20 protein-coding genes and 1 tRNA gene are annotated in these 22,941 nt (G+C 69.1%); 14 read left to right on the forward strand and 7 right to left on the reverse strand.

Annotated elements, in window-relative coordinates:
* Positions 1-9 precede the first annotated feature (9 nt).
* On the reverse strand, positions 10-360 hold the full coding sequence (locus tag AW27_RS15160; protein ID WP_037920958.1) for a WhiB family transcriptional regulator: 351 nt from the start codon (positions 358-360) through the stop codon (positions 10-12).
* Positions 361-745: 385 nt separating this feature from the next.
* Here AW27_RS15160 and AW27_RS15165 point away from each other — a divergent pair, with 385 nt between their 5' ends.
* On the forward strand, positions 746-3,031 hold the full coding sequence (locus AW27_RS15165; RefSeq protein ID WP_037920955.1) for a transglycosylase domain-containing protein: 2,286 nt from the start codon (positions 746-748) through the stop codon (positions 3,029-3,031).
* An 87-nt stretch (positions 3,032-3,118) separates the two neighbouring features.
* Here the strand turns inward: AW27_RS15165 and AW27_RS15170 are convergent, their stop codons facing one another.
* A complete protein-coding gene (locus tag AW27_RS15170; protein ID WP_037920949.1) occupies positions 3,119-3,580 on the reverse strand; it encodes a GatB/YqeY domain-containing protein in 462 nt (153 codons plus the stop codon).
* Positions 3,581-3,647: 67 nt separating this feature from the next.
* Between AW27_RS15170 and AW27_RS15175 the strand changes: the two genes are divergently transcribed.
* The 6 genes from AW27_RS15175 (at position 3,648) to AW27_RS15200 (ending at position 11,312) form a co-directional block, all read left to right on the forward strand.
* Positions 3,648-4,586 (forward strand): metallophosphoesterase, encoded by a 939-nt coding sequence (locus tag AW27_RS15175; RefSeq protein WP_037920946.1) that lies wholly within the window; start codon positions 3,648-3,650, stop codon positions 4,584-4,586.
* Positions 4,587-4,686: 100 nt separating this feature from the next.
* Positions 4,687-4,760, forward strand: a tRNA-Pro gene (locus tag AW27_RS15180).
* 490 nt (positions 4,761-5,250) lie between these two features.
* On the forward strand, positions 5,251-6,090 hold the full coding sequence (locus tag AW27_RS15185) for a radical SAM protein (protein ID WP_201773403.1): 840 nt from the start codon (positions 5,251-5,253) through the stop codon (positions 6,088-6,090).
* Positions 6,087-6,521, forward strand: a complete 435-nt coding sequence (locus AW27_RS15190) for a DUF6375 family protein (protein WP_037920941.1) — start codon at positions 6,087-6,089, stop codon at positions 6,519-6,521. The genes AW27_RS15185 and AW27_RS15190 overlap by 4 nt, the downstream gene beginning before the upstream one ends.
* The gene (locus AW27_RS15195; RefSeq protein ID WP_037920938.1) at positions 6,508-10,512 is read left to right on the forward strand and encodes an NACHT domain-containing protein; all 4,005 of its coding nucleotides are present in this window, start codon (positions 6,508-6,510) and stop codon (positions 10,510-10,512) included. Before AW27_RS15190 ends, AW27_RS15195 begins: the two co-directional genes overlap by 14 nt.
* Before the next feature lie 311 nt (positions 10,513-10,823).
* Positions 10,824-11,312 (forward strand): hypothetical protein, encoded by a 489-nt coding sequence (locus AW27_RS15200; RefSeq protein ID WP_236647621.1) that lies wholly within the window; start codon positions 10,824-10,826, stop codon positions 11,310-11,312.
* A 68-nt stretch (positions 11,313-11,380) separates the two neighbouring features.
* Here the strand turns inward: AW27_RS15200 and AW27_RS15205 are convergent, their stop codons facing one another.
* The 3 genes from AW27_RS15205 to AW27_RS15215 form a co-directional block, all read right to left on the reverse strand.
* Positions 11,381-12,889 (reverse strand): LacI family DNA-binding transcriptional regulator, encoded by a 1,509-nt coding sequence (locus AW27_RS15205; protein ID WP_037920935.1) that lies wholly within the window; start codon positions 12,887-12,889, stop codon positions 11,381-11,383.
* A 47-nt stretch (positions 12,890-12,936) separates the two neighbouring features.
* The gene (locus tag AW27_RS15210) at positions 12,937-13,287 is read right to left on the reverse strand and encodes a MerR family transcriptional regulator (protein WP_037920933.1); all 351 of its coding nucleotides are present in this window, start codon (positions 13,285-13,287) and stop codon (positions 12,937-12,939) included.
* Between the two features lie 111 nt (positions 13,288-13,398).
* Positions 13,399-13,650: a helix-turn-helix domain-containing protein gene (locus AW27_RS15215; RefSeq protein ID WP_037920931.1), complete on the reverse strand. Its 252-nt coding sequence runs from the start codon at positions 13,648-13,650 to the stop codon at positions 13,399-13,401.
* A 582-nt stretch (positions 13,651-14,232) separates the two neighbouring features.
* On the opposite strand from AW27_RS15215, the gene AW27_RS34405 reads away from it, so the two are divergent.
* From AW27_RS34405 to AW27_RS15240, 6 genes are all read left to right on the forward strand, one after another.
* The gene (locus AW27_RS34405; RefSeq protein ID WP_370466490.1) at positions 14,233-14,658 is read left to right on the forward strand and encodes a helix-turn-helix domain-containing protein; all 426 of its coding nucleotides are present in this window, start codon (positions 14,233-14,235) and stop codon (positions 14,656-14,658) included.
* A 10-nt stretch (positions 14,659-14,668) separates the two neighbouring features.
* Complete coding sequence (locus AW27_RS34410) at positions 14,669-15,055, forward strand: hypothetical protein (protein WP_370466491.1); 387 nt, start codon at positions 14,669-14,671, stop codon at positions 15,053-15,055.
* A gap of 5 nt (positions 15,056-15,060) precedes the next feature.
* Positions 15,061-15,804: a zinc finger domain-containing protein gene (locus tag AW27_RS15225; protein WP_052030507.1), complete on the forward strand. Its 744-nt coding sequence runs from the start codon at positions 15,061-15,063 to the stop codon at positions 15,802-15,804.
* 173 nt (positions 15,805-15,977) lie between these two features.
* Positions 15,978-17,270 carry a hypothetical protein gene (locus tag AW27_RS15230; protein ID WP_037920929.1) on the forward strand — a complete coding sequence of 431 codons (1,293 nt, stop codon included), beginning with the start codon at positions 15,978-15,980 and terminating at the stop codon, positions 17,268-17,270.
* A 332-nt stretch (positions 17,271-17,602) separates the two neighbouring features.
* Positions 17,603-18,136, forward strand: coding sequence for a mobilization protein (locus tag AW27_RS15235; protein WP_037920927.1), 534 nt, complete (start codon positions 17,603-17,605; stop codon positions 18,134-18,136).
* Positions 18,133-19,803 (forward strand): relaxase/mobilization nuclease domain-containing protein, encoded by a 1,671-nt coding sequence (locus AW27_RS15240; RefSeq protein ID WP_052030391.1) that lies wholly within the window; start codon positions 18,133-18,135, stop codon positions 19,801-19,803. The genes AW27_RS15235 and AW27_RS15240 overlap by 4 nt, the downstream gene beginning before the upstream one ends.
* A 271-nt stretch (positions 19,804-20,074) precedes the next feature.
* Here the strand turns inward: AW27_RS15240 and AW27_RS15245 are convergent, their stop codons facing one another.
* Both AW27_RS15245 and AW27_RS15250 read right to left on the reverse strand, forming a co-directional pair.
* Positions 20,075-20,914 (reverse strand): DUF1932 domain-containing protein, encoded by an 840-nt coding sequence (locus AW27_RS15245; protein WP_037920925.1) that lies wholly within the window; start codon positions 20,912-20,914, stop codon positions 20,075-20,077.
* Positions 20,911-22,278, reverse strand: coding sequence for an NsdA family TPR-like regulatory protein (locus AW27_RS15250; protein WP_037920923.1), 1,368 nt, complete (start codon positions 22,276-22,278; stop codon positions 20,911-20,913). Before AW27_RS15250 ends, AW27_RS15245 begins: the two co-directional genes overlap by 4 nt.
* Before the next feature lie 264 nt (positions 22,279-22,542).
* Here AW27_RS15250 and AW27_RS15255 point away from each other — a divergent pair, with 264 nt between their 5' ends.
* Positions 22,543-22,926: a DUF6415 family natural product biosynthesis protein gene (locus AW27_RS15255; RefSeq protein ID WP_037920920.1), complete on the forward strand. Its 384-nt coding sequence runs from the start codon at positions 22,543-22,545 to the stop codon at positions 22,924-22,926.
* The last annotated feature ends 15 nt before the right edge of the window (positions 22,927-22,941 follow it).

Consider the following 22,941-nt stretch of genomic DNA (forward strand, 5'->3'; position numbering starts at 1 on the left):
CCGCGTGTTCTACCCGGCTGCCGCGTACGTCTCGTACGCAACGTCGATCTCCGCGTCTGCATCCATGGTGAAGATGCCCGTGCTGCGCTCGTACTCTGTACGGGCGGTTTCGAGCAGCCGTCGCCACGAGGTGACGGTGGGACGCCGGCGCAGCAGCGCACGTCGTTCCCGCTCGGTCATTCCGCCCCACACGCCGAACTCGACGCGATTGTCGAGCGCGTCGGCCAGGCATTCGGTCCGCACCGGACACCCGGTGCACACCGCCTTGGCCCTGTTCTGTGCCGCTCCTTGAACGAACAGTTCATCCGGATCGGTAGTGCGGCAGGCTGCCTGCGCACTCCAGTCGGTAACCCAGCCCATCCCGGCGCCGTCCTCTCCCGAATCGAGGCTCCCCCACGGCGGTAGCGGCATATTCACCGCTGCCAGTTGAGGACGTTACGGAAGCCGGGCACAGCGCAACACCCCCGACGGGCCCAATCTTGAATGGTCCGAACGGACTATGGGTAAGCGGCAGATCACCCGACGGAGTGATCCGGCGACATGCCCGACCATTCCGGCGATTCGGGTGTAATCGGCGGATCGTGTTCACCGGGGCGACAAGATTCGGACATCAGTCCACCCCATTCGGGAAGGGTGAAAATCAAGCCGAGGGGTTGATGTCGCACCGGACTGCTGTGACAGTTGGGGTCAGCTTAGGCCAAGGCATTCGCGCGTGTCCGGTGAATGAGAACGTAGGCTGCCCTCCATGGGAAAGAAGCGCTCGGGCGGCGGGCTCACCGGGAGCCAGCAGGCCGCCAAGTTCCTCGGGGTGTCCGTTCTCTCCGGAGTCGTGCTGGCCGGCATGGCGATTCCGGCTGCAGGCGCCCTGGGGCTGGCCGCCAAGGGCACGGTCGAAGGATTCGACGAGATCCCGGCCAATCTGAAGACACCGCCGCTGAGCCAGCGGACCACGATTCTGGACGCCGAGGGTGGCTTGATCGCCACCGTCTATTCACGAGACCGGCAGGTGGTACCGCTCACCTCGATCTCCCCGTACATGCAGAAGGCCATCGTCGCCATCGAGGACTCCCGCTTCTACGAGCACGGCGCGGTCGACCTCAAGGGCATCCTGCGCGCGGTCAACCGCAACGCGCAGGAGGGCGGCGCGGCACAGGGCGCGTCCACCCTCACCCAGCAGTACGTGAAGAACGTGTTCGTCGAGGAGGCGGGCGACGACGAGACCAAGGTGCGCGAGGCCCAGGAGAAGAGCCTCGGCCGCAAGATCCGCGAGCTGAAGTACTCGATCCAGGTCGAGGAGGAGCTCGGCAAGAAGAAGATCCTCGAGAACTACCTCAACATCACCTACTTCGGCCAGCAGGCCTACGGGATCGAATCCGCGGCCCAGCGCTACTTCAGCAAGCCGGCCAAGGACCTGACCCTGGAGGAGTCCGCGCTGCTGGCCGGCGTCGTGCAGTCGCCGAGCCGCTACGACCCGGTGAACGACGCGCAGGAGGCGATGAAGCGCCGCAACGTCGTGCTCCAGCGGATGGCCGACACCAGGGACATCTCGCAGGCGGAGGCCGACGAGGCGAAGGCGAAGCCGGTCACCCTGAAGGTCACCAGGCCCCGGAACGGCTGCATCACGGCGGTCAAGGGCGCGGGCTTCTTCTGCGACTACGTGCGCAACTCCTTCCTGACCGACCCGGTCTTCGGCAAGACGCGCGAGGAGCGGGCGAAGATCTGGAACCAGGGCGGCCTGACCGTACGCACCACCCTGGACCCGCAGTCGCAGGACGCGGCCAACGAGTCGATCAAGGACCACGTCTACCAGGAGGACTCCGTCGCGACGGCTGTGACCATGGTCCAGCCGGGCACCGGACGCGTGCTGGCGATGGGCCAGTCCAAGCCGTACGGCTTCGGCAAGAACGAGACGCAGATCAACTACTCCGTGGACAAGCGGATGGGCGGCTCGAACTTCGGCTTCCAGGTCGGCTCGACCTTCAAGCCGTTCATCGCCGCCGCCGCCCTGGAGCGGGGCATGCCCCCGACGAAGGTCTACCAGGCCCCGAACAAGATGGACTACCCGAGCCCGATCCGCCGCTGCGACGGCTCGAACTACGTCAACACCAAGAAGGAGTCCGCGGAGAACGAGACCGAGGACGAGATCGGCCCCTACTCGCTGCGCACGGCGATGGAGAAGTCGATCAACACCTACTTCGTCGAGATGATCTCCGAGATCGGCCTGTGCCCGGTGTCCGAGATGGCGGCGAAGCTGGGCGTGGTGCCGGCGAGCGGCGCGAAGCTGGCCGACGGCCCCGCCATCGCGCTCGGCTCGGAGGAGATGTCCCCGCTGACGATGGCCAACGCGTACGCGGCCTTCGCCAACCGCGGCGTCTACTGCACCCCGATCGCGATCGAGTCGATCACGGACGCGCACGGCAAGGCGCTCGCGGTGCCCAAGAGCAAGTGCGAGCGGGCGATGTCGCAGAACACCGCCGACACCATCAACACCCTGCTGAGCGGTGTGGTCGACTCCGGCACCGGTGAGCGGGCCGGCCTCACCGACCGCGACAGCGCGGGCAAGACCGGTACGACGGACTCCCGCTACAACGCCTGGTTCGTGGGCTACACCCCGAACGTCTCGGGCGCGGTGTGGGTCGGCTCCGGAGGCGCGAAGAAGATCACGATGGAGAACATCGTGATCGGCGGCAAGTCCTTCGCCAAGGTCTTCGGCGGCGGTCTGCCCGGCCCGATCTGGAAGGACGCGATCACGGGCGCGCTGTCCGGCCGCGAGGCCCCGCGCTTCACCACCGTCCACATCGCGGAACCGAGCGTGCCCTCCGGCGGCTCCCGCGGCAACAAGCCGTCGACCGGCAACCCGAGCCGGCCCGGCAAGCCCGGCGGCGACGGCAAGCCCGGCGGACGGCCGGACGGCCAGAACGCCGGCCAGACCGGCGGCCCCACGGGCGGCGGTGCGGGCCAGCCGGACATCCCCTTGCCCGGCATCTCCCTCGATCCGGGCACCGTGATCGGCGGCCCCGACGGCCCGTAGCCGCAGCGGGCCGCACGCGGCGACCACATGAGGGAGGGCCCCAGCCGACGCCGGCTGGGGCCCTCTCCCTTTCCGTCTCCGGGGTTCCTACGCGAGCGCCTTCTTCACGGCGGCGGCGACCCGCCCGCCCTCCGCCAGTCCGGCCACCTTCGGGGTCACGATCTTCATGACGGCGCCCATGGCCCGCGGGCCCTCGGCGCCCGCCGAGCGAGCCTCCTCCACGGCCTCCGCCACGATCCCGGCGAGCTCCTCGTCGGAGAGCTGCTTGGGCAGGTAGGTGTCCAGGAACTCACCCTCCGCGCTCTCGCGCGCGGCCTGCTCGGGACGACCACCCTGCGCGAAGGCGTCCGCGGCCTCGCGGCGCTTCTTCGCCTCCTTGGCGATCACCTTGAGGACCTCCTCGTCGGAGAGCGCACGGGCCTCCTTGCCCGCGACCTCCTCCTTGGTGATGGCGGCAAGGGTCAGGCGCAGCGTGGACGAGTGCAGCTCGTCGCGCGCCTTGATGGCGGTGGTGAGGTCTTCCTGGAGCTTGGCCTTGAGCGTGGTCATGCAGGTGAGTCTGCCAGGTGCGGGGACGGTGGCGCTCACCCGTTTTCCGGTCTGCGACGATGGGTCCATGCGTGCGCGTTACGGAGTACCACTGAAGGCGGCTGCCGGTATCGCTGCGGTGGGGGCCGCGGGTGTGGCCTACGCCGCCGGTTTCGAGGCGCGGTCCTTCCGACTGCGCCGGGTCACGGTGCCGGTGCTGCCGCCGGGGACGCGCCCGCTGCGCGTACTCCAGGTCTCGGACATCCACATGGTCGGCGGGCAGCGCAAGAAGCGCGCCTGGCTGCAGTCGCTGGCGGGCCTGCGCCCCGACTTCGTCGTGAACACCGGCGACAACCTCTCCGACACGGAAGGCGTCCCCGAGGTCTTGGACGCCCTGGGCCCGTTGATGTCCTTCCCCGGCGTGTACGTCTTCGGTTCCAACGACTACTACGGACCGCGGCTGCGCAACCCCGGGCGCTACCTCATCGAGAAGGTCCAGGGCCGGCACGGCCTGAACGGCAACAAGCCGGTCGTCGGTGCCGTGCACAACCCGTGGGAGGAGATGCGGGACGCCTTCGACGCGGCGGGCTGGCTGAACCTCACCAACACCCGGGCCCGGATGAAGCTCGACGGGCTGGAGCTCGCCTTCACCGGTCTCGACGACCCGCACATCAAGCGGGACCGCTACGAGAGCGTCGCCGGCGGACCCGAGACGGACGCGGACTTCTCGCTGGCCGTGGTGCACGCCCCGTACCTGAGGGTCCTCGAATCCTTCACCGCTGACCGGTACCCGCTGATCCTCGCCGGCCACACGCACGGCGGGCAGCTGTGCGTCCCCTTCTACGGGGCCCTGGTGACCAACTGCGACCTGGACACGAAGCGGGTGAAGGGGCTCTCCACCCACGAGGCGGCGGGCCACCGCTCCTACCTGCACGTCTCGGCCGGCTGCGGCACCAACCGCTTCACCCCGGTCCGTTTCGCCTGCCCGCCGGAGGCGACGCTCCTGACGCTGACACCGAAGGTCTAGGGGCCCCGCACCCCCTCCGCGAAAACCGGATTTCGTCTCCGGCGAGAGGTCCGCTAAAGTAATCGATGTCGCCAGGACAGCAACACTTCAGGGCGACGATCGGGGTGTAGCGCAGCTTGGCAGCGCGCTTCGTTCGGGACGAAGAGGTCGTGGGTTCAAATCCCGCCACCCCGACTTCGTAAGACCAGGTCAGGGGCCTGATCCACTCAGTGGATCAGGCCCCTGAGTGGTTTCCGGAGATCGTTTGGGAGAAATCTGGGAGAAGATCTTGGTCCGCTTCTCCCAAGGGGTACCCGGTGACACCGTCTGACGTGCGGCGGCTGAGCGCACTCGGACCTGCCCGTTCCGCGAATGCGGCACCCGTAGTCGGCCGGGGCAGTCAGTCGGATCTCTAGGCGCGTGCGTGCAGGGCACGGTCCCCGTGGCCGACCGCATCAAGGATCTCAACCGTCATTCCTACAGCCGCTCCACCTTGACGCTGGTTGTTGTCGTGGCACCCTCACAGTGCTGCGCTCAGTCACAACGCGCCCGATGCCCCACTGCGGGCACGGCACCATGGACGACCCCTCCCGGTATGACGGGATGCGGTGGCATCATGCTGTCGGTGACGTGCAAGATTCGCCTGTCCGCAGCTGGTGTACACCTGTTCGATCGCGTCTCGGGAGTGAACGTACTGCTCGACGAGATCCTCGTTCCCGCTGCTCAATTCTCCCGGGCTCCCCGGTACCTGTCCGTCGCGCTGACTAACGCCTGCGAACTCCGCTGCGCCTACTGCTATGCACCCAAGCACGCCGCCGCTCTCGACAGGGAGCGTGTGCTGGCCTGGGCGATCGAACTGGATGCTGCCGGGTGCCTCGGTGTCGGCTTCGGAGGAGGAGAACCGACCGCGTACAGAAGGTTCGCCCAGCTGTGTTCGGACATAGCCCAGTCCACGTCTATGGCGGTGACCTTCACGACTCATGGGCACCGGCTCACACCCGAACTCATCGAATCCCTGCGCGGGGCAGTGCACTTCGTCCGCCTGTCAGTCGACGGGGTCGGAGCCACCTACGAACGGCTCCGCGGCCGACCGTTCGCGGCCGTGGTCCAGGCGGCCGCGTTGCTCGGCTCCCTTGCCCCGTTCGGCATCAACGCCGTCATCAATGCCGACACGGTCGACGAACTCGATGACCTCGCCGAGTTCGCCGACAAGGTAGGCGCGTCGGAACTCCTCCTTCTGCCGGAGCAGCCGACCGCGGCAACTCCCGGCATCAGCGACGCCCACGCTCAGCACCTCGTCGAATGGGCCGCGAGCGCCAAGAACGGGGTTCGGCTCGCGATCTCCCGAACCGGCCTCGAAGCTGCGCTGCCCACGACGGCGGCCGTCCCAGGCGAGCACCCCCTCGACGCGCACATGCACGTCGACGCGGCCGGCGTCCTGCGCCCTCACGCCTACGCGCCCACGGGATTGCCAGTCGGAAGTTCCATCATGGAGGCCGTGCAGGCCTTGAGGGAGGCACGATGAGGATCTGGAACGGCTACGGCTCGGAGCACTCGATGGACCTGGTCTTGATCGGCCGATTTCAGACGGTCACCGGTGCCAAGGCAGCAGAGGAGCGAATGGAGGCTCTGAAGGCTCTTGCCGAAAACGCGTGGTCCGATGACGACTGGCAGAGCCCAGGCGAGCGCATGCCTCGCGAACTCGGCGAAGCACTTGCCGAAATGAAGGCGTACGACATGGGGAGGTACGACGTCGACGTCTTCGCCTTTGACCACACTGTCACCCGCACCGGAGAGACGGTCCGGATCTGGACGGACGAGTCCGACGTCCAGGGATTCCTGAAGGCGCTTCTCCACTACGGTGCGAAAGTCGAGATCTTCTCCCGTCACGAATGGGATGAGGGCGCGATCACTCGGTCGGATGCAAGCACTCGGAGCGACAGTGGATCTGACTGAGCTGGAACGTCTGCCCGGCGCCGCCGACCGGAACTTCGAAGCGCTCACACGGGCCATCGTCTCCCGCCGCTATGGCGCGCTGGGCACGATGCGGGAACGCCGCAACCAGCCCGGCGTCGAGTTCTACCTGCACGTCGACCACGCCGGTGCTCTCGGCGACCCCGGCCGCGTCTGGGGTTGGTCGTGCAAGTGGTTCATCCTCAACAACAGGAATGAGCTCAGCGCAGACCAGCGCAAGCAGATCGAGGACTCGCTCTCTAAGGCTATCGAGCACGTCGTAGGGCTGACCGACTTTGTGCTCTGCCTTCCAGAGCGGCCCGCCAAGAAGGACGAGACGTGGATCAACGCACTCGGTCAGCAGGCGGTCCGCGTCAAACTCTGGTCCACCGAGAACTACGACGAACAACTCGCGGGACACGACGAGCTCCGCTCCACCTTCTTCGGTGAACTCGCCCTCACCGCAGACGTACTGGCGCAAGCCCACAAGCGATCTGTTGCACCCATCGAGGCTCGGTGGACGCCACGGCTGCACACCTCCCACCACGTGGAGCATCGCATCGACCGGGCCTTGCTGCGCCCGTCGTCCTTCGGGTGGCTGCAGGAGCGCACTGACGACATCGCAGCCCGGATCCAGGCACTACGCGGAGCCATCGACGGCCTCGACACCACCTTCCGCCAAAACGCCGTAGAGATTGCCGACGACCTGGACCGATTCGTCGACGACCTGCGGGAGGTCCTTGACGCTGGAAGGAGTCTCCGGCCCTGGGAGGTCCGCGAGCGCCTCGCCGGACAGCGACCGCCCGCAACCTCTCCACGAACGCTGCGACGCCTAGTCCTCAAACTGAGGCAGCGTCGCCTACCCGAGGCGCTGCTGGTTACCGGTCTCGGCGCGGAGATCCGCGACATCGTCCAGTGGCTGCACGACACACGGGCGGACACCGAAGCCCCGCTACTCGCCGTCATCGCCGCCGCAGGACAGGGCAAGACGCACCTTGCCGCGCAGATGACCTCACCAAGCGACCAGCCCACGGCAGGAGTCTTCATCCAGGGAGGGAACCTGCGCGCCGGCTGGACCCTCCACGACCTCGCGCGAAGGATCCCCGGACTCAAGGTCGACTACTTCGAGGACCTGCTGGAAGCTCTCAACTCAGCCGGTCACCGCGCCGGCTGCCGGATTCCGTTGATCATCGACGGCCTCAACGAGGCCGAACGGCCCTCGGAGTGGAAGCCACTCCTCGCCGGACTGACACCTGCCCTGGGCGCCTACCCCCACGTGGCGGTGATCGTCACCCTCCGCGAGGCGCTCGCCGACCAGGCCCTCCCGAAGGACACGGTGCACCTGGAGCTGGAGTGGCAGCGCGCGGAAGTCCAAGACATCCTCCGCGTCTACTTCCGTCACTACCTGATCAGCCCGGCTGACGCCTGGCTACCGATGGAAGAGTTCCGCAACCCGCTCTTCGTCCGCATGTACTGCGAGGCCGCAAACCACGACCGCCGAGTGCCGGTGGGCGTGGAGGCGCTGCCTCAGTCTCTCATCGGTGTCTTCGAGTTGTACCGCAAGGGCGTGGTCGAGCGACTGGCCCAGGATCCGGCTCGCATCCCGGTGCCGGCCGACCAGATCCAGCGCCGCCTCACGTCTCTGGCGAGACACATGTGGACACACAACGTCCGTCGGCTTCCGTTCGACGAAGCGCGAACAATCCTCGACGCTGACCAGCCGAACTGGGACGAAAGCCTGCTCCGGCGCCTCGTAGAGGAGGGAGTGATCTTCCGCGAGGAGATCAGGGGTTCAGACGACACTGAGTGCGGATTCGTCTTTGACCGCCTCGCTGGATACTTGATCGCCGACGCGGTTCTGGTGCGCATTCCCCCCGCGGACGTCAGCGAGCAACTCGCGAAGACAGCTCTTTGGCAGTCCCTCCTGGGCGACCAAGCGCACCCCCTTGGCGAGGACATCGTCATCAGTCTCATCTCACTGCTGCCACGCCGTTTCACCCGGCACCACCTGTGGCGCGTCGCCCCAGATGAGCACCGTTCGTTGGTGCTCGCCCAGGAACTCACCACCGAGTCGGAATTCCTCGACGACGAGACCGTCGACGCGCTCGCAACCGCGCTCGTTACCGCGCATCCCAGCAAGCGGAAGGGCCTACCAGCCTTCAGCCGTCTGTGGGAGATCCGCAGGTCTGCCCCACACCGCCTGAATGCCGCATTCCTCGACCGCGTCCTACGCCAGCTGCCCCTTCCGGAACGTGACCTGCGCTGGACCGAATGGGCTCGAGGCCAGGCTCCAGGCCGGCTGACGGCAGACCTGGAACGAGCAATCGTTAGGTGGTCCGGAAACAGCAATCGCGCCGAGACCGACGATCTGGACGCACTGGCCATCGCCTGGCTACTGACTTCCACGGACACGAGCTTGCGGGACCTGGCGACGAAAGCCCTGCAGCGCTACGGCCGGCCAGAACCCAAACGACTGTTCGACCTCGCCGCCCGGATGCTCGATATCGATGACCCCTACGTCGTCGAACGGGTGGTCGCCGCAGCGTTCGGCGCCGTCAGCGCCCACCAGATGCCAGATCCCGGTGGACCGCTCGAAGGCGCGCTGCGAGACTGGCTAGTGCAACTGCGCCGCTTCCTCGACGGCGGGACCACACCTACCTCCCATGAGCAACTGCGCGGCCACGTACGGGCCACCTATGAACTCGCCGGCGCTCTCCACCCTGCCGCCGTCCCGGACGAGGTCGACGCCTTCGCGCCTAGGTTCGCTGCCGTGGCGCCCGCTGAGGTGATGGAGGACGACGACCCCAACGCCGGAGAGTGCGCCCGCACCTTCGGCATGGACTTCGAGAACTACATCATCGGGGCCGCCATCAACGGCAGGAACAACTACGACTTCGCCCACCCGGACTACCGCAGGGCCCGCGCCGAGGTCATGGCCCGGGTCTGGGAACTGGGCTGGCGCGAGAAAGAATTCGGCAGCGTTGACCAGTCCATCGCTGCGAACGCCGAGCGGCCTTACAGCTCCAAGAGGAGGGTGGAGCGGTACGGCAAGAAGTATGGCTGGATCGCCTACCACGAAATGGTTGGCCGCCTCGTGGATGTCGGCCGCGCACCGGCCCCCTTCGGCGACGCAGAACGCTTGATGCCCGACATCGACCCGACCTTCCCCGACAGGCCCCCGGTGGCGCCCATGCCTCTTCCCTTGTGGGCCCCCGTGGAACCGACCGACGACCGGACTTGGCTTGCCTCGGGGACGGTGGATGTCCCAGACCAGCTGTGGTCACCCGAGGAGATCCACGGAGTGAAGGGCGGCTGGCTCCTAGTTGAGGGGTACTTGGACCACCGTCACGACGGGCGGACTGTGTTCGGGTTCTTCCGGACCCTCCTGCTGAAGCCGGAAAATGTGGAACCCGCCCAACAGCTCGCCAGCGAGCACGAGTATCCGGGAAACCACTTCTTCCCTCCCCTGCCGATGGTCCGCAACGTGCTGGCCGCTGAGATGCCGTGGAGCCCCCGGTTCGAGCTGCCCCTCGACGACGACGCCTCAGGCGTCTTCCCGTACCGAGCGCTGCGTCGCGACTGGCAGGACGACGGCATCGGGCTCGACCAGATCGCTGTGGAGTTCGCCCCTGACAGCAATTCGGAAATCGGACTCGGCAGAAGCTTTGACGTGCCGTCGTTCGAGTTCGCTGCCAAGTTCGGTCTGCGCCAACTGCCTGGCACGGTCGACCTCGTAGGCCTGGATGGCCAGCGCGCCTCCGCAGTCCTCCGCGCGGACAAGCCCTGGCGCGGCCACCTGCTCTTCCTGCGCCGTGACCTTGTCGAGGCCTTCGCTGGTGATCGCCGGATCATGCAGGTGGCGTGGGGCGAGCGCGAGGTGGCCGCCGACTGGAGCTCTGTTCCTTCCTGGATTAGCGCGGTGCACCGCAGCTACGCGCATGTATGGCGCCACATCCGAATGCTTGGGGCAGGTCAGCGCAGTGCGGGGAACTAACGGGTCATGCTGCAGCGGGCGCCGTACCAGTTCGACGGCTGCTGGCGCCGACGCACTAATCAGCGCTCCCGACATGCAGGCGTTCCGCGTACCGCGGACGGAGGAGTCAGCGACTCATCAGGTCGAGCGGCTGACGAGGGGGAGGTGCTGCCCAGCCTCTGACAAGCGATCCCGACGAGCCGGTGCCCGCTCGTCAGAAGCTCTGGGGAGAGCGGTCCAGTCGGAAGGTCCGGCGTTTGTCCGATTTCCTGCTCCCAGGGCGGGCTCCTAGGAGAGGATCTGTTTGTAGCCACACGAAGGGGCCATCGCGCATGATCGACCATTCAGACCGGACCTGCGGACGGCCGACCCGCTCGGGCAGCCCGTGCAAGATCCGGGTGTCAGGTTCGGATGTGGCATGCGGCACCCACGCCACCGCGCAGGACAAGGCAGTGGCCGAAGCCCATCGCCGTGGCTGGAGCGAAGGCTACCGATCGGGTAGCGAGAGCAGCGCCAGCCTGTCCAAGTCCCGCATCGAACGGCTGGAGCAACGCGTCAAGGATCTCGAGGAACAACTGGATGGCGCGCACCGTGTCTATGAGGTGGGCGGTCATCAGGTCGTCGAGGTCGGCAGGTACACGTACCGATGGCGTGGGAGCCGACCCCTCGCGGTGGGAGATCGCGTGCTGCTGCCTGAGAACTACGTAAGCCGGATGAAGGACGGCCCCGGCCCCACGACAGCCGTGGTGACAAAACTGGGCACCACCTATCGCGGCCCACTGTCCGACATCGTCGGCCGCGCGCCGGCGGCCGAGGGATAGGACGCCTCAGGCCCCGGTCGCCCACCGAGGGGGGACCGGGCCGACGTGGCGCGGTCGGCCCCGCCCGGTCAGGGCACGGCCACCAGCAGGCGGTCGAGAGCAGCGACCGGCGACCTCGGGCTCATCGCTCGACGGGCATCGAGGGACGCCACCCACTGCTCGGTGAGGCCGAGCATGAGGCGCTGGCGCATGCCCGGGGTGACGTGGGCGTAGCGGGCGGAGACCGAGCCGTCGAGGTGGCCCATGCGCTCGTCCATGAGGACCTTCTCGGTGCCGAGGTCCTCCATCACGGTCCGGTGGGCGTGGCGCAGGCCGTGGGGAGTGAGTCCCTTGGCTATGGGCAGCCAGCAGGTGTCGGCGCGGCCCTGGGCGTTGCGGCCTCGGACGGGGATGCCGGGCCAGGGTTCGCCGACGATCGGAACCGGGCGGGCCTCCTGCGGAGCCTTCCTCGGGTACCAACCGTCGGCAGCCGGTCGGAAGAGCCAGGTGGCGAAGCCGTTGCGGCGCCAGTGGGCGGCCGGGTCGCCGGGGGCCGGCCCGTTGCGAATGAACCCAAGCTCGGCAACGGCGAGTTCGACGCGGACGCGGGTCTCCTCACGGACTCGGTCCGGGTGGTTGAGGACGTTCGAAACCGTGCCCGTGGAGACCCCGGCGTGACGAGCGACGTCGACGAGCTTCGCACCGTGGTGGCCGCCTGTGCGGGCGGTGCCGAGCCCGCGGTAGACGTAGGTCCTGCCGTGGCAAGAGCAGGGCTGCGGCTTCGTGCGGGCGATGTGGTCGGCGACCAGGGCGGACAGCCCGTCCGGCGTGTCGATGGTCCGGTAGCTGTCGTCCTTCGGTGGGCAGCGCACGAACTCGCCGGTGTCCAGCTCGTACAACTGCCACTCGACGCGCACGGAGCCGCGGCGGACGAACTCCGTCTCCAGTCCGACGATCTCGCCCCAGCGCATGCCGGTGTACCCCTTGTGCACCACGGCGACGAACTCGTCGTCACGGCCGGAGAGCAGGGCAGCCCGCTCAGCGGTCAGCAAGATGCCGAGGGCATCGGTGATGACCTTCTCCGGTCCTCGGTCCCGCGAGCGGCCGGCGCGCTTACCTCGGCCGCGGCGCCTGGCCGCCGGGTTGGCCGTGATCAGGCCCTCGTCGATCGCGTCCTCGAAGATCAGGTGGAGGGTCGAGCGCCAGGTCTTGACGCTGGAGGCGGCGTACGTGGCCTTCTCGCTCTTCTCCCAGGCGTCTACGTCCCTGCGCAGGATTGCGGCGAGTGCCTTGTCCTCGAAGACGGGGAGCAGGTGCTCCTCGATGTGGCGGCGGTAGTTCTGCATGGTGGAGGCGGCCAGATCCTGGTCGTCGTACCAGCGGCTGGCGTACTCGCCGAACGTCTCCTGTCCGAGCGACGGGTCGCGCCAGCTGCCACGCCGGACCTTGGCCTCTTCCTCGTCAGCTGCCTGCTTCGCCTCCCGCTTGGTGGCGAACTTGATCACAGTGCCGCTCGGGTCGGCAACCGTGCCGTACTTACCGTCCTCGATCTTGTAGCGGCCCCGCCAGTAGCCGACGCGCCTTTCGCCGTACCCCACGGTTCTCCTCTCGCTGTGATGGCTGTGTCGTGTGAGTCCCGGAGCGGCTACGCGGCGGTGTCGTACTGGGACTTGAGCGCGCGCCGCGGGGGCCGGGCCCTCAATCGCGTGGCGGGCACGGTCGGGTCGGGCTTCCGCGGTGCCACGGCGGCCTTCGGTTGCGGGGCCGGATCAGCGGGGCGCCGTGAGGTGGCACGGGCGGGGCGCTCCTCGTGGAGCCGGACGATGTCGGCGAGGTGGTCTGCGGTGAAGCGGTACGAGCCGCCGACGTACGTGAACGGTATGAGGCGGCGGCGGGCCCGGTCCTTGACCCACCAGGCCGAGCAGCCGAGAGCGGCAGCGATCTCCTCGGGGCGGAACAGGCGGGGCAGAGCGGGCAGGCTGGCCTCTTGGGGCAAAGGTGGTCCTTCTCTGATGTGTGACGGGATGGGGGCGGTCGCATCGGCGGCGAAGCTTCGGTGTGAACGTCGCCGACTACCTGCGGCATGGGGGTGCGCAGGCGCGGGTCGCTACGGGGTGCCGTGGAGCAGGGCGAGGGGGGAGACGCCGAGGGCAGCGGCGATGGCGACGAGGTCGTCGACGTCGCAACGGCGCCGGCGGCGTTCGATGCGGGAGATGGTCGTGACGGTCGTGGGGTGACCCAGCGCGGTGGCGCGGGCTGCCAGCTGGCGCTGGGCGACGCCGCGGGCGGTGCGGGCTCGCTCGATGGCGCGGGCAGCCCGCTTTCCGGCCGGACCGATTTCCAGAGGCGTTGGAGGCATGGATATTTTGTAACTCCGGATCCCCGGTTTCGGTAACCGGGGATCTGCTGCTATATTCCCCTGCTTTGTTGTCAGGTTCCCTACCCTGCCGCAGAAAATCGCGAAACATAGCACGGGTTTCCCGGTTGACCAAATAACGGATCGTCAGGCCGGTCGCTTGGTGGACGCGGGAGTGGGGCACGCCTCTGGCCTGCCCAGGGTGTCTGGCAGGTGGCACCGGAGAGCATGCCAGCAGTGCACACCGTCGAAGCGTTACGGCTTGCCCCAATTCATCCCTGAGATTTCCTACACTATTTCGTCAACCGGGGATTCGGGTCTACCGTTTTTATGCGGACGCAAGGACGTGTTCGCCGCGGGCTGTTTACCTTCGCGGCGGAATGCTGGACTTGCGCGAACGGATGTGGCTGTCTTGTCCATGCGCCCCGAACGCTGAATCCGGGGCACGGCAAGACCGGCATGTCGAGCCCGGGGCTGAGCAGCGCGCGCCTCGTGCCGCAGCCTCACCGTCACCCGCACACTCCCCCTCCCCTCACCCCGAAGCGGGCTGCCCCCTGCCCGCCCTCACCAAGGAGCCGCCACCCGATGAGTCACGACGCCCGCGCATGGGTGTGGGACCACAGCCGCAGCAAGGGCACCGCCCGCCTGATCCTCGTCCTGATCGCCGATCGGTGCGTCGATGACCGCTGCATCGCGTACGCCTCGGTCACCGCCCTCATGAAGCGGGCCAACGCCTCCCGCAGCGCCGTCCGGGCCGCCCTCGACAAGCTGATCGACAGCGGCGAGCTGGTGTGGCTCGACGACCGCCAGGGCCCTCGCGGCGAGAGGTACTACCACCTCCCCGACGCGGCCCGGTTCCTCGCCAAGCAGGCCCTGGAGGGGGAGCGGATTCCGACCCCCGCAGGGTCGGAATCCGACCCTGCGAAGCCGCTTGAAGGGGGACCGGAATCCGGCCCGGGGGAGCGGAATCCGACCCGGGAGGGGGCCAGAATCCGACCCCCAGAACAGTAGTGAACCAAAGGTGAACGGTAGTAAGAGCAGCAGCAACTCTGCACTCATCCCCGCTACCCAGTGGCACATCGACGACGCCACCCAAGCGTGGCTGCGGCAACAAGGCCACCTCGACAGACTCGGCGAGCACGCCCTACGAGCCGCCGACGAGAAGTGGCGTACCTACCGGGCCGTCTGGGCACCACGCACCGCCGCAGCCTGGTCCGCCGACTGGCGCGAGTGGATCACCCGCGAACGCACCCCTGCTGCTGGCCGCCCGTACCTCCGCTCCCTGCCCGGCGGCGGCGCCTCCACCGCTCCTGCGGCGGGAAAGACCCGCGCCGAACAGCACGCCACCGCCCTGCTCAACGCCCTCACCGAACTCGAAGCCCGCAACACCCCCACCGGAACGGAGTGACCACCCTGGACCGCCGCGAAATCGCCGCCCTGCTCGCCTACATCGGGTGCCTCGACCCCCGCACCGCCCATACGGACACCGGCACTGCCCTTGACCGGATCGCGCAGTGGCACGAACTCCTGCATGACGTGCCCGCCACGACCGCCCACGGCTGGGACGCCCGCGAAGCGGTACGGGCCCATATCGTCGCCTCGCCCTATCCGGTCCTGCCTGTGGACGTCGCCCGCAAATGGGGCGCCTACCGCCGCGACCGCCTGGAGCGGCACACCGACCCCACCCCGGCCGCCGACCCGGACGACCCGGCCGCCTGGCGGTCCGAACTGCTCGGCACCCGGCACGCCGTCGCCGTCGGCCAGGCAGCGCCGTCCACCCTTCGCCAGCTCACCGCCGGCCCGCACCCCGATCTCGAGGCCCGCCTGCGCTCCGTCGGATCCGTGATCCCTCCGGCGGCACGCGCGCAGCTCGCCCGGTACCGGCCCGCCCGCGCCGCCCGCGAAGCCGCCACCGCCGCAGGACAGCCCGACGCCCTCAGCGTCCCGTGCCCCTGGTGCCACGCCCACGAAGGCGTGCCCTGCCGCAACCGACGCACCGGCCTCGACGGCGGCGCACGGAGCAACGCCCCACGCGCCATCCCCCACCCATCCCGCGTCGACCTCGCCGCCGCATCCCACACCCGGCAAGTGGCTGTACCGCGCCCTGTCACCGTGCCGGGCGGTGCCAGCGCCCGCCGTACGGGCCCCGCTCGCTGAACCACTTCTCCACACCTACGGTTCCGCCCGCCGCCTCCGCTCCGCCCGTGCTACCCGCCGCGCCCCTGGCCTCGTAGCTCCGGCCCCCGCAGGCGGCACCCACCCACCTCACCGCCTTCACCACACCGCCCGCCCTCGCCCACACAGCGCGGCGGGTCTCTGGAGACCTCTGCATGACACCACTCGCCCTGCCCGCACTCGGGCAATGGAACGCCACTTCCCTCACCCTCACCGCCTTCGCGCTGGCCTGCTCCGTGCTGCTGATCATGTGGCTGGTCAAGCAGCGCACCCGCCGGACCAGCGGCAGCCGCAAGCCCGGATCGCCCGCGGTCATCGTGGCCGCGCTGGCCGCGGTCGGCTGCACCGCCTACAGCGCCGACACCAGCTGGCGGTTCGCGGCCCACTACCTGGACATGGGCGGCACAGCCGAACGCGCCGCCATGTTCGCCGCCGCGGAGTTCGCCCTGTTCGCCACGGCGCTGCTGGCGCGGCAGAACCTCCACGGCCCCAAGCAGGCACCGGGCTTGCCGGGCACCCTGACCTGGGTGATCACCACTGTGCAGGTGATCCCCGCGTACGCCGAGTCCGGCCTGGTCGGCGGCACGGTGCGAGCCTTCGTGGGCCCGGTTCTGGCCGCGGCGCTCTGGCACGAGGCCATGGGCATCGAACTGCGTCTCCGTAAGCCGGAAGCCGCGTCCCACAGCATCCTCGCAAAGATCGGCTGTGAGATACGCGAACGCCTCCTCTCCCGCCTCGGCATCGCCGTACGCGACCGGGACGCTGCACAGATCACCCGCGACCGCGCCACCCTCAAGGCCGTCGCCCTGGCCACCCGCCTCGCCGAACTCACCCCGGCCAAGCGCAACCGGTGGCGAGGCCGGCGCATCGCACGACGGCTGTCGCAGGCCGTCGCACAAGCCGCAGTGGGCATCGACGACCGCCAGCGCCAAGACCTGCTGCAGCAGCTCGCCGCCCGCCGTCACGCCACAGCGCTGGCGACCGTCGACCTGCCTTCGCCCTGGGCCGAACCCAAGCCGGCCGGGAACACCGAACCTCCCGCCGAGCCGGGGCATTCGCACAACCGGTCGGGCGCAAGCCAGAGCCGAGAAGACGCGGAAGTCCGGGAACACCCTGACCCCGACGTGCGTCCCGAGGGCCCGCCTCCACCATCCGTGCAGCCCCCACTCCCCCTGCACGAAACGGATCCCACCGCAGAAGGCGCGGCGCCGTCCCCGGACGGAGGCGGTCCGACGGCACAACGCTACGGTCGCCCTCCCGGAGCTGACATGGATGAACTGCTGGCCATCTGCCGCCCGGCCGTCGCCCTGCACGGAAGTGTCACCCGCGCCGTCCTGCGGAACGCCGTGCGCGAGGCCGGCCTGCCCATCGCCGAGCACCGCCTCACCGAGCTCAAGGCTCTCCTAGGCGCAGAACAAGACGCCGGCACCGGCGCATCCAGCGGCTGACCGGATATCCGGTCAGCCGCGGAACGCCGGAATGGGGGCCTTACGGACCAGCAGCTCGAGCTGGTCCGTAGCCCTTCCACCCGCTCGGCCACGCCCGCAGCAGCCCCCGCACGCCTCCACTCGAACCACCTGAGTCGAGGCCTCCGTCGGGCTTTCTGCCCACCTCGCCCAATTCACCGCCGCAGCAAGGAGCTTCTTCCATGTGCCTTCAGCCCGCTCTCACCACCTCCCGCGATCCGCATCAGGCGACCTCCACCCCAGCCACCGACCGGGCAGCAAGGTATGGCGTTGGACCGTCCAAGGGCCGGTCCAACGCAGCCTCCGCCCCGGGGGTGGCGGAGGCAGAACCCCGGCGCGAGGGCGCACCGGGGCAGGAGGAGGTGGCCGGTGCGGCCGACGCCGGGCTGCCAGCCGTCGTACGGGCCGCCGACGAGGCCGCGCTGTACCGCATCGCCCGCCGTCGTGCCCGTGACAGCAAGCAGCGCAAGATGCGCGTCGACGTCCGCTACAGCCTCGCCGAGCACACCGCGATCACCGCCGAGGCCCGCCGCCTGAATCTGGCCGGCGCACACCTCGTCGGCGCGATCGTCACGGCCTACCTCGCCGACGACCTCACTCTGCCCGGCCAGAGAACCTCCCACGATGACCTGATCGACGAGCTCGCCGCCCTGCGGTTCCAGGTCTCCGCTATCGGCAAGAACGTCAACCAGATCGCCTTCAAACTGAACTCCGGCGGCCATCCACACCCTGGGGACAGCGCAGTCCTCGCGGAAGCAGAACGGGTCCTCGGCGTAGCGCGTGTCGCCGCCGCATCGATCGATGCGGCGGCTGCCAAGACCGCCACCGCAAAGCGAGCCGCCACATGATTGCGAAGATCGGAACCGGCGCCGACACCCGCGGCGTCCTGAAGTACCTGTACGACACCGTGCGCGCCAAGGATCACGTTGACCCCCACCTCGTGGCGTCCTTCGACGGCTTCGCCCCCGACCCCGGCCGCAACGAGACCGCCACACTCACCCAGCTCGCCACCGTCCTCGACCTGCGCGTCAAGCAGGCTGGTGAAGACGCCCCCGACCAGCACGTGTGGCACTGCTCAGTCAGGGCGGCGCCCGAGGACCGGATCCTGACGGACGACAAGTGGGCGGTGATCGCCCGCCGGGTCCTGAACGCCACTGGCATCGCCCCCGCCGGCGACCCCGACGCCTGCCGGTGGGTCGCCGTCCGCCACGCCGACGACCACATCCACATCGTCGCCACCAAAGTCCGCGGCGACCTCCGCCAACCCCGCAACTGGAACGACTACCCGCGCGCCGACAAGGAGCTCGCCGCCATCGAGAAGGAATACGGGCTCCGCCAAGTCGTACGCGGCGACCGCACCGCAGCCAAGCGCCCCACCCGCGCCGAGCAGGAGAAGGCCCGCCGCACCGGCCACGCCGTCACGCCCCGGGAGAGGCTGCGCACCACCGTCCGCACCTCGGTGGCGGCTGCCACCGACACCGAGGAGTTCTTCACCATCCTCCGTGGGGCGGGCGTGCTGGTGGACATCCAGCGCTTTCCCTCCGGTGACATCCGCGGCTACAAGGTCGCCCTCGACGGAGACACCAATAAGGACGGCGAGCCGGTGTGGTTCTCCGGCTCCGCCCTGGCCCCGGACCTGTCCTACCCCAAGATCAGCGAACGCCTCGCACACGCCGGGCCCGCCGCCACGGATGCTCCCTCCGGCCGTCGGCGTGCGGCCTGGCAGCAGCTCACCGACGCGGCCACCCGTATCCCCGACATTCTCGACCAAGCCGACGACGCCGCCGCGCAGGCACACATCGCCGTCCTCGCCGAGACCCTCGACGCACTCCCCCTCATCGCCCCCACCGACTACAAGCCCCAGCTGGCCCAGGCGTCCGCAGCCTTCGAGCGGGCCAGCCGCTCCCGGATCCACACCCGCCACCAGCAGGCCGAGTCCACACGCCGAGCGATCAAGGCGATCGTTCGTGAACCCGCACCGAAGGACGGGGCCCTCCTCGTGTTCCTCCTCGACGCCCTCCTCCTGGCCGTCATCGCAGCACAGCACTGGCACCGCACCCGCCACCACGACCAGCAAGCCGAAGCCGCCCGCCAGACAGCCGAGCACCTGCGCGCCGCCTACCAGGCCCAGCCCCTGACCGCTATCCACGAGCGCGGCCTCCGCCTCGCCGTCTCGGTTGCTCAGCAGCAGGCCGTCATCGTTCGCCAAGCACTACCGGACCTGGCCGGGCAGATCGTCGCCGAGCCCGGCTGGCCGGCCCTCGCCGCCACCCTCGCTGACGCACAGACCGCAGGCCTCGACCCCACGCCCCTCCTCGCCCAAGCCGCCCGCCACCGCGAACTCGACACCGCCACCTCGATCAGCGGCGTCCTTACATGGCGGCTGCACCGCCTGATCGGCATGGCAGGTGAAGGGCCTACTCGCCCCGACTCCGCAAGCACCGTCCGCCCGGGCTCGAGCACAGCCGTCCTTGGTGACTCCCGACGGCCGGGATCCCGACGAAGCGGCCGGTAGCCGGAAACCCACCAGCATTGCCGACCGGCACGTTCCTCAAGGGAACACCGTCGGTGTTCCCTTGAGGAACGCCCGACTCGTTCCCTGAGGGAACGGGGCTCATCCAGTTCAGTTTCTGAACGGCGGTCGTGTTCAGTCGCTGAACGGTCTCTCTGTTCAGTAACTGAACTGAGCGACCAGGACTGTTCACTCGGTGAACAGCTGGCCCGTTCACCGAGTGAACGGCCACCCAGTTCACTGAGTGAACAAGTTGGTTGATCGCCTGCTGCGGTCAGCTGCCGGGCTTGCGCAGGTGGGCGAGGACGTCTGCGACCGACAGGTCGTACCGGTCCTTGTCCCGCTCCCAGCGCGACATGACAGTCACCGCGGCCTCGGCCATGTCCGGCGGCAGGTCGGCCGCGCGGAGCGTGTCGGCGATGTCCTCCATCTCCGGAGCCCAGCGCCAGGCGCGTGCGGCCACGCTGGGCAGGTATCCGGGATCGGAGAGGATGTTGGACGCCATCGTCTGCGCCTCGGCCGTGAGCTCGTCTCCGACGCCGTGGGCGTCGGCCAGCGCGTGGGCCACGCCCGCGAGGGTCCGGGCGGCCTTCTGGTAGCTGGCGAACGCCATCTTCAACGCGGAGGCGGAGCCGATGCCGCCGCTCGCGCGGCGAACGTGCAACGCGGTGTCCTTGAACAGGGGTTCCACCATGTCCGCGGCCTGGGCTTCGCCGGCGAGGTAGAGACGGGCAGCCCGCCGGCCGCCGGGCGGCGGGCCGAAGATCGCTCCGTCGAGGACCGTGGCGCCCGGCCTGATCTCTTCCGCGATGCGCCGCACGCGCTGGGGGTTGATCGCGTTGGCGTCGACGTACACCCCTGTGAAGGCGTGGCCGGCGACCGTGGTCGCCACGTCTTCGGCGGCCTGGGGCGGACAGATCGACAGGACGACCTCGCTACGGGCCAGTGCCTCGTCGAGCGAGTCACACGCGGTGGCTCCGGCGTCCTCCGCGCGTCGGCGGGTGGCCTCGCTCCGGCCCTCCGGTACCCACAGCACCTCGTGTCCCGCAGCCGCGGCCTGGGCGGCGACGGCGGATCCCATGGCGCCGGGGTGCAAGACGGTCACGGTGGTCACGGGTGGCCTCCTGGCGGGAGTTCGGCGATGGTGCGTTCCTGATGGGCAATGATCGACTCTCGCAGGCCGATCGCGACAGGTGCCCCCGCGCCGGGGTGGAGCGCCAGCTGGCGGGTGAAGTGGCCGATGCGGCGGTCCACGCTCTCGGTGCGACGTCGGGCGCTGGTGACGAGGACCGTGTGGATCTGGGCCGCGGCACCGTCCAGGTCGCCCCGGCCGAGGCGGGCCATGGCCAGGTCCATGCGGGCCAGGGACATCTCGCCGAGCCGCTGCCGCTCCGGTGGGGCGGCCTGGAACATCTCCACCGCCTCGTCGGCGCGGGCCTCGGCGTCGGCCAGGTGCTGGGCCCCGGCCAGCCAGAGGTGGGTGCTGCTGGCGTAGAAGAGCTGCTTCTCGACGGGGAAGGCCATCATGCCGCCCGGTAGCTCGTCCCCTTCGGCGAGGCGCTCGCGCAGGTGGTCGGCGGCACCAAGGGCGGCGAGGGCATCGCCGGGCCGGTTCAGCTGACCGTAGGCGCGTGCCTTGATGCTCTCCAGCCTGATCTGCGCGGTACCCGACTCTGGCGTGAAGGCCGAGCCTGACTCGGCGAGGCGTACGGCGTCGGCCGGGCGCCCGTCCCAGTACGAGATCAGCGCTTGGAGTCCGCGTACCCAGGAGCGGAGGCCGTTGTGGCCGGCCAGCTCGCCGAAGAGGAAGGCGGTCCGGGCCTGGGTCTCGGCGGCGTCGTAGCGGCCGAGGTCGAAGCTGGCGTTCGCCAGAACGCCGCACAGCACGCCGGCGCCGACGTAAAGGTCGCGGGTGTACTGCGGCGGCTGGCGCCCTTCGAGGAGTTCGAAGGCGCGGTCGCGCAGGGCGCGCACCTCGCGGAACAACGGCCCTACAGGGCGGTTTGGGTACGAATCGACTATCCGGCGGATGTCAGCTTCCAGCTGCTCCAGCGTGTGCGGTCCCACGTTGCTGCTCTCTGCCCTGGCGGCGAACCGCGCCGACTCGTTGGCCGCCGCCGTCACCACGTCCTCAAGGCCGTACTCGAACGGCTCCACTGCAAGGTGTTGCTCTGCCGCGGGATGGCGCGGCGCGGACTCGTGCCCGGACGGCACGGGCCCGAGGAGCCGTGCCGCCGGGATCCCGGGGAACATGAACTCCAGAATCCGGCGGGCGACGGTCTGCGGGGTGCGGACCTCGCCGTGCGCGTACCGGAAGAACTGACGCTTCTCGATCGTTGCGGTCGAGATCGAGGGCGGGCCCTCCAGCTCGGCTAACTGCTTGGCCGCCTGCTCGTACCGTCTCTTGAAGACCTGGTAGTCCTGCCAGCCCCGCTGGTTGATCAGGGTCTGGAAGAGGGTCGGTCCTGTCCGTTCCACAGCGGCTCCCTTGCGCCGGCCTCTGCCTCCGGCGACCACGCTATGCACCAACCGCGACTGTGCGCAGAGGTGTTGTCGAGAAATCTCGCGCAGGCCGCGAATAGACATCCGTTGGGCACGAAAGGGCCACGTTAGACAGCGCTTGGGGCCTCGTTCAGGCCGGTTGGGCGGAGAACACTGCGACTTCGCCCCGGCAGGGCGGTGACCGCACGAGGTCGCAGATTCGCCCCCTGCTCCACAGCCTGGCGCTCAGGAGGCTCGCTCGTGACAGCGCAACACCAGCTCGGCTTTCCCGACATCGGTTCAGCCGCGATCAGCAGCGAGGCGGCATCGCCCACGTCCGCGACCGCCTCCGTCGCCGGGGACGTCGAGGCCGCCCTCAGTCTCGCCGACCACCACCCGGCCGGGCAGGTCGCCGTACAGCTGCGGGAGCGGCTGCGCGGGCACATCCGGACCTTGGCGGTACCCGCCGAGCAGTACGCGGATCTGCTGCCGGAAAGCCGAGAAAAGGACATCGCGGCCAGCACCGTGCGGTTCGCCCTCAAGGTCGCCGGCGGCTGCGGGAGCGATCCCGCCATAGCGCTGCGCCTGCTGGCCAAGTCGGTGGCACACCTCGCGCGCAACACCGACCTCCTGCGGTCCGCCTGAGCCGCTTCCGGTACC

Source organism: Streptomyces sp. PCS3-D2 (genome assembly GCF_000612545.2).
GTDB lineage: Bacteria > Actinomycetota > Actinomycetes > Streptomycetales > Streptomycetaceae > Streptomyces.